We start from the raw sequence: 13,041 nt of genomic DNA, 5'->3' as shown, positions 1-13,041 counted from the left end.
TTTCCAGCGGCTGGACATCTGTGAGGCGCTTTTAACGATCTGACTGCGTGCGCCGTATGTCGGCATTCCTCGGCCGCATCTGCACGGATGCCGAGCCGCCATGCAGTTCCGCCACTGTGGCGTACGGGTCTTGAGGTCTGTCACGTTCCTGCGTGCTGTGATGACGGTCCGAGGCCAATGAACCTTGGGTAAGCGGCTTCTGCCTGCTCTTCCTCTGGAGAGAACGCAGATGCGTTTAACCTTCACCCCCAAATGCAGCGAAGCTCCTGCACATTGAGATGCGCAGGAGCTCCGATGCTGTTTCTGTGACTGCTCGGGACTACTCTTCGTTAACCGCTGCCAGAGTATCCTCCGGCCGCGCCCTGGGGAGGGTCGCCATCGGGAGCGCGCCCTCACCGTCGATAACGATCTGAAGTCGCTTGTATGCAGGCAATCCTGTTCCGGCCGGGATCAGGCGACCCATGATCACGTTCTCCTTCAGGCCGCGCAGATCGTCGGTCTTCCCGTTGATTGCGGCCTCCGTGAGAACCTTGGTGGTCTCCTGGAAAGAGGATGCGCTGATGAACGACTCGGTCGACAGGCTGGCCTTCGTGATGCCCAGCAGCAGAGGCTCTGCAATGGCAGGCTTTCCGCCGCGCTCGAGAACGCGCTCATTCTCCTGCTCGAACATGTGCTTCTCGACCTGCTCATCGACGAGGAAGTTCGTGTCTCCCACCTCTCGCACGCGAACTCGGCGAAGCATCTGCCTCACGATGACTTCGATGTGCTTGTCGTTGATGTTCACGCCCTGCAGCCTGTACACCTGCTGGATTTCATTAACCAGCCATGCTGCAAGCTCCTTCTCTCCCTTGACCCGGAGAATGTCGTGGGGATTCGGGGGGCCATCCATCAGGGGGTCGCCTGCACGAACCCGATCACCAGGTTGCACTTGAATGTGCTTACCCTTGGGGATCAGATACTCCCGGGCTTGATCGATGAGCATGGCGCTATCGGGACCCATCGGTGTGATGACGACCTTCCGCTTACCCTTGGTGTCCTTGCCGAAGTTCACCTCACCATCAATCTCGCTGATGATTGCGTGATCTTTCGGCTTACGCGCTTCGAAGAGCTCAGCCACGCGCGGCAAACCGCCGGTGATGTCCTGGACCTTGGTCGTGTCACGCGGGATCTTCGCGATGACTTCACCAGCCTCGATCAGATCGCCCTCCTGAGCCACGATATGAGCGCCGACGGGCAAGAGATACCTTGCGTCGAGGGTGCTGTTCGGCAGCTTCAGCGTCTCTCCCGAGCCGGCATCCTTGAGCGTGATGCGAGGACGCACGTCGGTCGCCTTCGACTCGATGACAACCTTGCGTGAAAGCCCGGTGACCTCATCGACGCGCTCTTGAACGCTGACGCCTTCGATCAGATCGCCGAACTTAACGATCCCAGACACCTCCGTCAGGATCGGAGTCGCGAACTGATCCCACTCGGCCAGCAGGTCGCCGACCTTTACCCTGTCACCGTCGGTGTGCTTCAGGATCGCGCCGTAGACGAGCCGATTGTGCTCACGTTCGCGCCCTGTCTCATCAACGACGATGATCTCACCATGGCGATTCATGACCACCATGGTTCCATCTTTCTTCTTCTGAACCACGGCTCGGCGGAGGCGCACCGTTCCTTCAGTTCGAGCCTCGAGGTAGCTCGCCTCGATCTTGCCACGAGCTGCAGTTCCACCGATGTGGAACGTGCGCATCGTCAGCTGGGTACCAGGCTCACCGATTGATTGAGCCGCGATGATACCCACGGACTCACCGATGTTGACGCGATAGCCACGCGCCAGATCGCGTCCGTAGCAAAGCGCGCAGACCCCGCGTCGCAGCTGGCACGTGAGGACGGAGCGAATCGCTACCTCCTCGATGCCGGCATCCTCGATGATGCGAACGGCCCCCTCTTCGAGCTCGGTGTTCGCCCGCACCAGAACTTCGCCGGTCAAGGGGTCTACGACATCATCGAGTGCTACGCGACCCAGAATACGCTCGCCCAGGGGCTGGATAACCTCTCCAGCTTCCTCGAGCTTCGTGACGCGGATCCCGTCGAGGGTCCCACAATCGAAATCAGAGATGACGGCATCCTGAGCAACGTCGACGAGGCGGCGAGTGAGATAGCCGGAGTTGGCGGTCTTGAGAGCAGTATCCGCCAGACCCTTCCTCGCACCGTGAGTCGAGATGAAGTACTGCAGAACGCTGAGGCCTTCACGGAAGTTGGCGGTGATCGGCGTCTCGATGATCTCACCGGAGGGCTTCGCCATGAGCCCGCGCATCGCGGCAAGCTGCCGAATCTGCTGGGTCGAGCCACGGGCTCCTGAATCAGCCATGATGTAGATGGGATTGAAGCTCTGTTCCTGGTGCTCCTCTCCCGTCTCCGGATCCGTCACGCTCTCGTTCCGGATACCGCCCATCATCTCGCTGGTTACTTGGTCGGCGATGCTGGCCCAGATATCGACGATCTTGTTGTAACGCTCGCCATCCGTGATCAGTCCCTCTTGGTACTGCTCGATGACGCGCTCCACTTCCTTCTGAGCCTCGCCCAGAAGGACCTTCTTGGCTTCCGGGATGACCATGTGGTCCATGCAGATGGAGACGCCTGCTTTCGTGGCGTGTTCGAAGCCCAGCGTCCTCAGCCGGTCGGCCAGCAGCACGGTCTCCTTGTTCCGGTGGATCCGGTAGCAGACGTCGATCAGCTGCGAGAGTGCCTTCTTGTCGAGCACCTTGTTCACGTACTCAAAGGGCAGCTTCTTCGGCAACACCTCCGAGATGAGCACGCGACCGACCGTCGTTTGCACGACTGTCCGCTTGATCAATCCATTCTCATCGAGAGTAGGATTGCCGTCGTCGTCGATGACCGGAACGCGCACCCGGATGCCTGCGTGCAGCATCACGGCACCGTGATCGTAGGCCATTCGGACCTCTTCCTTGGAAGCGTACACGCCTCTCAGGTGACCGACGGCTTGCCCCTCTGCATTCGTCGACAGCGAGCCTTCCCGGAAAGCGCCTCGAGCAAACTTGCGCTCACGGGTCGCATAGTAGAGGCCGAGCACGATATCCTGCGTCGGATTGATGATTGGCTTCCCGCTCGCGGGAGAGAGGATATTGTTCGTGCTCATCATGAGCACGCGGGCTTCCATCTGCGCCTCGATGGACAGAGGCACGTGCACGGCCATCTGGTCGCCATCGAAATCAGCGTTGAATGCTGCACAGACCAGCGGGTGTAGCTGGATCGCCTTACCCTCGATCAGCACGGGTTCGAAGGCTTGGATGCCCAACCTGTGCAGAGTGGGAGCGCGATTGAGAAGTACCGGATGCTCGCTGATAACCTCTTCGAGGATATCCCAGACTTCCGGCCGCTCTTTCTCCACCATCTTCTTGGCGCTCTTGATGGTGTTCACATAGCCGCGCTCTTCGAGCTTGTTGTAGATGAACGGCTTGAACAGCTCGAGCGCCATCTTCTTAGGCAGCCCGCATTGATGCAGCCTGAGCGTCGGGCCAACCACGATGACCGAACGGCCCGAGTAATCGACGCGCTTTCCGAGCAAGTTCTGACGGAAACGCCCCTGCTTGCCCTTCAGCATGTCCGAAAGTGACTTCAGGGGCCGCTTGTTCGGACCGGTGATCGTCTTGCCACGCCTGCCATTGTCGAACAGAGCGTCGACTGCTTCCTGGAGCATACGTCGCTCGTTCCGGATGATGATCTCCGGAGCGTTCAACTCGAGCAGTCGCTTCAACCGGTTGTTGCGGTTGATCACACGACGGTACAGGTCATTGAGATCGCTCGTGGCAAATCGGCCCCCATCGAGCGGCACCAGCGGCCGAAGATCGGGTGGAAGCACAGGAATCACGGTCAGCATCATCCACTCGGGACGATTCCCGCTCTCGCGGAATGCCTCCACGACCTTCAGGCGCTTGGCGAGCTTCTTCCTCTTGGCTTCGCTGGTCGCGCTCCGCATCTCACTTCGCAGGAGTTCAGCGAGTGCGTGCACGTCGACCTGCTTGAGCATCTCAAGGACGGCCTCGCCTCCCATCCCAGCCGCGAACCGGTCGTCGCCATACTCTTCGATGATCTGCATGTAGCGCTCCTCGCTAAGCAGATCACCGCGCTGCAACGGGGTGTCCTTGGGATCGATGACGATGTACGCTTCGCAATAGAGAACCTTTTCGAGGTCCTTCAGCGTGATATCGAGCATGTTGCCGATGCGCGACGGCAGGCTCTTGAGAAACCAGATGTGGGCAACCGGCGTCGCAAGCGAGATGTGGCCGAGTCGTTCGCGTCTGACTTTGGACTGAATGACCTCGACCCCGCACTTCTCGCACACGATACCGCGGTGCTTCATGCGCTTGTACTTGCCGCAGTTGCACTCGTAGTCTTTGACCGGGCCGAAGATCTTCGCGCAGAACAGGCCATCGCGCTCTGGCTTGAAGGTGCGGTAGTTGATGGTTTCCGGCTTTTTAACTTCGCCGTGGGACCATTCACGGATCTTCTCTGGACTTGCCAGAGAGATGCGAATGGCGCTGAAAGACAGCGGGTCCTTGGGCTTCTCGAAGAAGCTGAAGATGTCACGCATGAAGACCTCCGAAGACGAAACCCATTCTGTCGAGGAGCGACACAGGTACGGATCGCTCAATGCGATGCAAGCATGCTATCTTCGCTCGGGAGCCTCGCATCACTCCTCCTCGGCAGCAGAAGCTTCAAGACTGCTGGACTCAACCAGTTCAACGTTGAGGCACAATGACTGAAGCTCTTTGATCAGAACATTGAAACTCTCAGGAAGTCCGGCTTCCAGAGTGTACTCTCCTTTGACAATGGCTTCGTACATTCGAGTCCGACCCATCACATCGTCGCTCTTGACGGTCAGGAACTCCTGGAGCGCATAGGCAGCACCGTATGCCTCCATTGCCCACACCTCCATCTCACCGAGACGCTGGCCGCCAAACTGGGCCTTACCGCCCAGGGGCTGCTGCGTGACCAGTGAATAGGGGCCGATGGACCGTGCATGAATCTTGTCGTCGACCAGGTGGTGCAGCTTCAGCATGTACATGATGCCGACGGTAACGTTTTGATCGAACGCCTCTCCTGTGCGTCCATCGAACAAGATCGTTTGACCAGTGGACGGCAAACCCGCGAGCGACAACGCCCCCTTGATGTCTGCCTCATGGGCTCCATCGAATACAGGGGAGGCCATGTGCACGCCTCGCTTCAGCTTGCTTGCGAAGCGATGGACTTCATCCTCCTGGATGATGTCCACGACCTCTTCCACGAACTCATCGCCGCGATAGATCTTCCGGATCTGCTCGCGAATATCGTTCGTCGCCCGCTGCTCTTCGAGCATGCGGTTGACCTGCTGCCCGAGCTCGTAGGCGCCCCATCCGAGGTGAATTTCAAGGATCTGGCCCACGTTCATACGACTGGGCACACCAAGGGGATTCAGGACGATATCCACCGGGCTGCCATCTTGCAGGTAAGGCATGTCCTCCTCAGGGAGGATGCGGCTGATGACACCCTTGTTTCCGTGGCGCCCAGCCATCTTGTCCCCGACCTGGAGCTTGCGCTTGATGGCGATATACACCTTCACCATCTTGATTACGCCAGGCGGAAGCTCATCTCCCTTCGACAGCCGCTCGATCTTGTCGCGGAAGTGCTCTTCTCTCGCCCGGACCAGCTCCTCGAGATCCCGGAGAATCTGCTGGGCCTGGTCCGCATCTTCGACGGGAATTTCACCCCAGTACTTGCGCGGGATCTCGCTGAGGGCCGCGTCTTCGACGACTACGCCCTTCTGCAGAAGCACCCTACCCTTGTCGTCGACGAGCTTCCCGTTGGTCTCTTTACCAAGCAGCAGCTCACGAACGCGCCGATAGAATGAATCGCGGAGGATCTTGATCTCTTCGTCTCGCGTGCGCTCAATACGAGCACGTTCCTGATCCTCAATGTCGCGCGCCCGCTCGTCTTTATCAGTCCCCTTGCGAGAGAAGACGCGAGCGTTGATGACGATTCCGCCAACGCCAGGCGGAACCTTGAGCGAGCTGTCGCGGACGTCTCCGGCCTTCTCGCCGAAGATGGCGCGGAGCAATTTCTCTTCAGGTGAAAGCTGCGTCTCGCCCTTGGGAGTGATCTTTCCGACGAGAATGTCTCCGGGACGAACTTCGGCACCGATGCGCACGATCCCGGAGTCGTCCAGATCCTTGAGCGCCTCTTCCCCGACGTTGGGGATGTCCCGGGTTATCTCTTCCTTCCCGAGCTTCGTGTCACGCGCTACGCATTCAAACTCCTCGATGTGTATCGAGGTGAAGACGTCGTCCTTGGCGATGCGCTCCGACACGAGAATCGAGTCTTCGAAGTTGTAGCCCTGCCATGGCATGAAGGCGACGAGCACGTTTTGACCCAGTGCAAGCTCCCCCATGTCGCACGAGGGGCCATCAGCGAGGACATCACCGACCTTCACACTGTCGCCAGTGCGAACGATGGGCTTCTGCGTGTAGCAGGTGCTCTGATTGGAACGCTGGAACTTCATCATGTGGTAGATGTCGGGGACTTCAGCGCCCTCACCGCCAAGCGCGCGCACCACGACGCGCGTGGCATCGACACTCTCCACCACACCTGGCCGGCGCGCGACGACGCAAACGCCAGAATCACGAGCGAGCCGGGCCTCCATACCGGTTCCAACCAGCGGTGCCTCGGACTTGATGAGCGGGACGGCCTGTCGCTGCATGTTCGCGCCCATCAGTGCGCGATTGGCGTCATCGTGCTCGAGGAACGGCACCAGTGCAGCAGCAACGCTGACCATCTGATTCGGAGCCACGTCAATGAGTTCGATCATCTCTGGGGCGACGATCTTGAACTCACCGTTGTATCGCGCCGAGATTGCCGATTCACGGAACTGGTTATTGTCACCGATATCGACCGTGGCCTGCGCGATGTACTTTCCTTCCTCTTCCAGCGCGGAAAGCCACACAACCTCGTCGCTGACTCGCCCGTCGATCACCTTCCGGTAAGGCGTCTCGACGAAGCCGAATTCGTTCACCCGGGCGAACGTCGAAAGCGAGGCGATCAAGCCGATGTTCGGTCCTTCCGGCGTTTCAATCGGGCAAATGCGTCCGTAGTGAGTGGCGTGCACGTCACGCACCTCGAACCCGGCTCGCTCACGGGTGAGCCCTCCAGGGCCGAGAGCCGAGAGCCTGCGCTTGTGGGTCACCTCGGAGAGGGGATTGGTCTGGTCCATGAACTGCGAGAGCTGAGAGCTCCCGAAGTACTCCTTGACCACCGCGCTCACTGGCTTTGCATTGATCAGGTCGTGGGGCATGAGCGTGTCAATCTCTTGAGACATGCTCATCCGTTCCTTGATCGCACGCTCCATGCGAACCAAGCCGATGCGGTACTGGTTCTCCATGAGCTCACCCACGGCGCGGACGCGTCGATTACCGAGGTGATCGATGTCGTCCACGGAGCCGCGACCATTCTTGAGTTCGATGAGATGTCGAACCGTCTCAAGAATGTCCTGCGGCGTCAGGACGGTCATGTCCAGCGAAGGTCGCTGCTCATCGACGACGTCTCTGTAGAATTTGTAATTGAGCTTGAGCCGACCCACCTTGGAGAGGTCATAACGCTCTGGATTGAAGAAGAGATTGTGGAAGAGCGTCTTGGCCGTCTCCAGCGTCGGCGGGTCTCCAGGGCGCAGGCGCCTGTAGATTTCAAGAATCGCATCTTCGGTCGTCTTCACCTTGTCTGCGAGCAACGTGTCTCGGAGATAGGAGCCAACGTTGAGGCCATCGATGAAGAGGATCTTGAACTGATCGATGCTGGCGTCCCGGATGCGCTCGAGCTTCGACTCGGTGAGTTCCTCGTTCACCTCAACGATGACTTCACCCGTTTCGGGGTCCACGACATCGTGCGCGGCCACTTTGCCCGTGAGTTCTTCGGGCTCCAGCGGAAGGCGATCGAGCTTGCCTTCCTTCATCTTGCGGATGGCTGCACGAGTGAACTTCGTGTTCTTCTTGACGATCGTTTCGGAACCGATCTTGATGTCCTTCGTGGTTCGCTGCCCCGGCAATAGTTCGTACTCGATGCTCTTCGAGTACCTCGAGCCCTCCTCGAGGTAGACGGTCTCTGTCGAGTAGAAGTAGTTGAGCAGATCCTGCGTCGTGTAGCCGAGTGCACGCAGGAGGACAGTCGCGTGCATCTTGCGCCGCCTGTCGATGCGCACATAAATGATGTCCTTGGGATCGAACTCGAAATCGAGCCATGACCCTCGATAAGGAATCACACGCGCAGAATAGAGTAGCTTGCCGCTCGAGTGAGTCTTGCCCTTGTCGTGGTCGAAGAAGACCCCGGGGCTGCGGTGGAGCTGGCTGACGACGACGCGCTCTGTGCCATTGATGATGAACGTCCCCGTCTCCGTCATCAGGGGGAGCTCACCGAAGTAAACTTCCTGCTCCTTGATGTCGCGAACGATCCGCTCTCCACCATCGCGCGTGTCATAAATCATGAGCTGATTCGTGACTTTGATGGGGGCTGCGTAGGTCATGCCACGCTGGCGGCACTCCTCCACATCGTACTTGGGGGGTTCCAGATTGTATGAGACGAATACGAGTTCACTCGTCCCATTGAAGTCCTTGATGGGAAACACAGAGCGGAACACCGCCTGCAGCCCGACTTCCTCCCGCTCATGCGGGGGAATACTCATCTGAAGGAATTTATCGTAGCTCGACTTCTGAATATCGATCAGATTGGGGACGTCGATGATGCGACGCACGCGACCGAGGTTTTTACGGACGCGAAAGTTGTTCTGGACGACGGGCGGCATCGATTTCCTCCAGCTCTTACGAGCAGCGCGAAGCAGGCGCACTGCACGATCCGAGCAGCGAACACGAAGAAGCTACGGAACAGAGGTGATTTCGTATCCCCGAATGATCGAGCGTATTCTGGCGAGTTGGGGCAACTACTAGCCGAACCGGGCGGATAGCCATTCGCTCAGTGCAACGACGTGAGACAAAAAAGATGGGCACGGCAGAGACATGTGTCTCTGCCGCCCGCATTCGGCGGATCTCAAGTCCCGTGGTCGCATAGCCACCCCACCTGGAGATCCAGGTGGAGGGGCCACGAGTTGGGACTGAGAAGCGTCGATCCTTACTTGAGCTCGACGGTCGCACCTGCCTCGACGAGCTTTTTCTTCATCTCCTCCGCGTCCGCCTTGGAGACCTGCTCCTTCACGTTCTTGGGCGCGGCCTCGACCAGGTCCTTGGCCTCCTTGAGGCCCAGACCAGTGATCTCGCGGATTGCCTTGATGACGGCGATCTTGTTGCCACCGGCATTGGCCAGCACGACGTCGAACTCCGTCTGCTCCGGAGCCTTCTCCGCGGGAGCAACAGCCGGGCCAGCGGCAACCGCAACGGCCGCAGGAGCCGCCTTCACGCCCCACTTGTTCTCGAGCTCCTTGATGAGCTCCGCGATCTGAATGACGGGAAGATTGGAGAGGTAATCAACAACCTGCTCGCGGGTGATCTCAGCCATGACAAGGACTCCTTCGACGAAACTTCTTACCACCTCGAAAGGTGGGCCACATGCACTAATACCTGTGGGGCGCAAGCGCCCCGCTCACACGGAACCAGCTGGCTCAGCCGCCAGCATTCTCTTCCTTCGCCTTCAGCAGGTAGGCGAAGTTCTGTAGCGGCGCATTGAGCTGCTGAACGAACTGCTGCAAAGGCGCCTGGAGCGTCGCGAGCAGCGTGGCTCGGAGCTCATTCTTGCCAGGCATCGTTGCAAGCTGCTCTTCGACAGCTTCGGCTGAGAGGAGCTGCCCCTCGATCAGACCAGCCTTGATTTGCAGCTTCTGATTATCCTTGCGGAACGCCTTGACAACCTTGGCGGCCGCGCTCGGATCCTCGAAACTCCAAGCCACTCCTGTCATGCCCCGGAGCGTCTGGTCGAGCTTCTTCGCCCAGGCCTGACCCTTCACGGCCTGGTGAACCAAGGTGTTCTTCACCACCTTGTACTCCACGCCTGACTTCATGAACTCCTGGCGAAGCTTCGTGACGGCTTCGACATCCAGTCCCTTGAAGTCAACGAAGACGACCGAAGTCATTCGGTCGAACTTCTCGCGTACAGCACCGATGAGGACTTCCTTCTGCGCTTTCTCCATGGCTACACCTCCTTCGAGCTGAACTGAAGGGGATCGATCCGGACCCCGGGGCCCATCGTGGAAGCAATGGTGATGCTGCGCAGATAGATGCCCTTGGCCGTCGCCGGCTTGGCGCGGATCAGAGCCTGCAGAAGGGCATCCGCGTTGGCAGCCAGCTTGTCCTCGGTGAATGAGCACTTGCCGATGCGTGCGTGCACGATGCCCGCCTTCTCGACGCGGTACTCCACCTTGCCAGCCTTCGCTTCACCCACTGCGGTCTTCACATCGAAGGTCACAGTGCCGACCTTGGGGTTCGGCATGAGACCTCGCGGGCCCAGGATCCTGCCGAGCTTGCCGACGAGACCCATCATGTCAGGCGTCGCGATGACCCGATCGAAGTCCATGAAGCCTTCCTGGACCTTCGCAACGAGCTCCTCGGCACCGACCGAATCAGCCCCGGCAGCCTCAGCTTCCTTGGCCTTTTCGCCCTTTGCGAACACAAGGACGCGGAGCGATTGCCCCGTCCCGTGCGGCAGGACAACAGCTCCACGGACCATCTGGTCGGCATGCTTGGGATTCACTCCAAGCCTGACAGCCAGATCAACCGTTTCGTCGAACTTGGCGGGTGCGGCTTTCTTCACCAGCCCACACGCATCAAGCAGTACGTATTTCTGGCTGCGGTCAACGACTGTGCGTGCCGCAACTTTCTTTTTGGCGACTTTAGGCACATATCCTCCTTACTAACGGCTTTCGCCTCCCACGGTTCGCCTTGGCCGTGGTGAACCATCTGCGGCTGCAGCGCGCGACATCTTTGCGACGTTTTGCAGGCCGCGAAACCAGTGAACGCCGCCGCTCGGAGCCTTTGCTCGTTCGCGGGCGTCCTGTGAACCTACTCGGTGATGTCGATACCCATTGAGCGGGCAGTCCCCGCCATGCTGCGCATCGCCGATTCCAGGTTCATCGTGTTCATGTCCTGCATCTTCAACTGCGCGAGTTCCTGCAGTTGCTTCTGGCTAATCTTGCCGACCTTGTTCTTGTTGGGTTCTTTGGACCCTGCGCCGGGCTTCTTGGAAGTAGGCAAGCCCGCTGCTTTCTTCAGCAGAACGGAGGCCGGGGGCGTCTTCATGATGAAGGTGAACGACCGATCAGAGTAGACCGTGATCACCACGGGGATGATCATGTCCCCCTGCGACGCCGAGCGCGCGTTGAAGTCCTTGCAGAACGCCATGATATTGACGCCGTGCTGACCTAGCGCCGGGCCGACGGGGGGCGACGGGTTGGCCTTCCCTGCAGGGAGCTGGAGCTTCACAAGTCCGGTGACTTTTTTCGCCATGTTCTTCGCACCCTATCGACCCGTGCTTTGAGACGGGCGTTTCATCTATCTACGCGCAGACGTATTGAGGCGTTTGCAGCGCGCTAGCCGAAGCCAATTTGACTTGCCGCGGCTCAGCTAACGCTTTTCCACGGCTGAGAAATCCAGTTCGACGCTGGTTGGACGACCAAAGATGCTCACCTTCACCTTGAGCTTCTGCTTGTCCAATTTCACGTCGTCCACCGTGCCCGTGAAGTTGGCGAATGCCCCGTCCAGCACACGGACTTCCTCACCCACCTCGAACGTGAGCTTCGGCTTGGGCTTGACGGCGCCTTCTACGATTCCCTTACGGAGGCGCTCAATCTGAACCGGCGGAACTTCTTGCGGCGTCTGGTTGCCAATGAAGCCAGTGACCTTCGGCGTCTCTTTGATCAGATGCCAGGCTTCCTCGCCCATCTCCATCTCTACGAAGATGTAGCCTGGGAGGCTCAACTTCTGACGCACTCTGGTTTTGCCACCAGGCTTGGTCTCAGTCACTGTTTCGCTCGGGATGAGAATCTCCCCGAACCGATCTTCCATTGCATACTGCTTCATTCTCTGAAGCAGCGCGTCGCGCACCTTTGCCTCGTACCCCGAGTAGGTGTGGATGACGTACCACTTTTTCGCCATGGCGCGTGGCTCCCTCAGGATCTCGGCGTCAACTGCCATCGCCGTAAACAATGCTCGTTACGAAAGACCAGAAGCGGTCGAGTAGCGTCAGATACACCGTCGCCACTGTCGTAGCTGTGATGACAATCAAGGTCGCGTTGGTAACGTCTTTCTTGGTCGGCCACTTCACCTTGGTGAGCTCCGTAGCCACCTCATCTGCCCAGGTACGAATGTCGGGGTTCCGGTACAGCCTCAGGACCAAGACCAGCGCAACGATCCCGCCGACGACCATTCCGTAGGTCGTCTTTTGCTCATCACCGACTCCCGCCAAGACAGGAAGTGTCCTGCTGAACCATGAAGTGTTGGCTGCAGAGGCCCACACGCCGTGGATCAACCGGCCGGTGATATACGCGACGAGCATGCCGGCCGCGAAGAAGGCCGCAAGAACGTACTTGTCTATTCCCAGTTGCGCGGCAGAGGTGTCCGAGTCGTCTTCCTCGGCTTCCTCATCTACCTGAGCAAGCTGGGCAGTATCGCCCTTCAGCACTATGCCTTCGCTGGGTTCCCCATCAGCGTCGACAACGCGAGCCGGATCCTCGGCAGACTGCTCCCCTGCCTCTTCAGGGTCGTCCGCCTTCGACCTGCGCTCGTTTTTTTTGCCTGTCGCCATGATGACACCAGCAACACTGCTACTTACCGGGCAGAGGCCTAAGATTCTCGGCAGGGGCAGAGAGGCTCGAACTCCCGACCTGCGGATTTGGAATCCGCTGCTCTACCAACTGAGCTATACCCCTAAACTTGCCGACGTCTTCGTAACTCACGCTCAATCAGACCGAGAGGTTGGTTTTGAACCTTGACCTCAACGGTCTGATTGAACTCTGAGCACGTGAAGCTCGTCAGGCGAGGATCTTCGTCACGACGCCGGCGCCCACCG

The 13,041-nt window shown here is 58.9% G+C and carries 8 protein-coding genes and 1 tRNA gene; all 9 read right to left on the bottom strand.

Annotated features, from left to right (window positions below):
- Positions 1–319: 319 nt before the first annotated feature.
- Entirely contained in the window at positions 320–4,600 is a 4,281-nt protein-coding gene (gene rpoC, locus CAP_RS26915; protein ID WP_044246194.1) for a DNA-directed RNA polymerase subunit beta', read from the bottom strand.
- 99 nt (positions 4,601–4,699) lie between these two features.
- Entirely contained in the window at positions 4,700–8,833 is a 4,134-nt protein-coding gene (gene rpoB / locus CAP_RS26910) for a DNA-directed RNA polymerase subunit beta (RefSeq protein ID WP_044246192.1), read from the bottom strand.
- A gap of 323 nt (positions 8,834–9,156) precedes the next feature.
- Positions 9,157–9,540, bottom strand: a complete 384-nt coding sequence (rplL, locus tag CAP_RS26905; protein WP_044246190.1) for a 50S ribosomal protein L7/L12 — start codon at positions 9,538–9,540, stop codon at positions 9,157–9,159.
- A 103-nt stretch (positions 9,541–9,643) separates the two neighbouring features.
- Positions 9,644–10,168, bottom strand: a complete 525-nt coding sequence (gene rplJ / locus CAP_RS26900; RefSeq protein ID WP_044246188.1) for a 50S ribosomal protein L10 — start codon at positions 10,166–10,168, stop codon at positions 9,644–9,646.
- Between the two features lie 2 nt (positions 10,169–10,170).
- Complete coding sequence (gene rplA, locus CAP_RS26895) at positions 10,171–10,875, bottom strand: 50S ribosomal protein L1 (protein ID WP_044246185.1); 705 nt, start codon at positions 10,873–10,875, stop codon at positions 10,171–10,173.
- A gap of 161 nt (positions 10,876–11,036) precedes the next feature.
- Complete coding sequence (gene rplK, locus CAP_RS26890) at positions 11,037–11,480, bottom strand: 50S ribosomal protein L11 (protein ID WP_044246183.1); 444 nt, start codon at positions 11,478–11,480, stop codon at positions 11,037–11,039.
- 117 nt (positions 11,481–11,597) lie between these two features.
- A complete protein-coding gene (gene nusG / locus CAP_RS26885; RefSeq protein ID WP_044246289.1) occupies positions 11,598–12,128 on the bottom strand; it encodes a transcription termination/antitermination protein NusG in 531 nt (176 codons plus the stop codon).
- A gap of 28 nt (positions 12,129–12,156) precedes the next feature.
- A complete protein-coding gene (gene secE, locus CAP_RS54050; protein WP_081865294.1) occupies positions 12,157–12,777 on the bottom strand; it encodes a preprotein translocase subunit SecE in 621 nt (206 codons plus the stop codon).
- Between the two features lie 51 nt (positions 12,778–12,828).
- Positions 12,829–12,901 (bottom strand) — tRNA-Trp (locus CAP_RS26875).
- Between the last annotated feature and the right edge of the window lie 140 nt (positions 12,902–13,041).

Source organism: Chondromyces apiculatus DSM 436 (assembly GCF_000601485.1).
GTDB lineage: Bacteria > Myxococcota_A > Polyangia > Polyangiales > Polyangiaceae > Chondromyces > Chondromyces apiculatus.
This window is presented reverse-complemented; position numbering and strand designations above follow the sequence as displayed.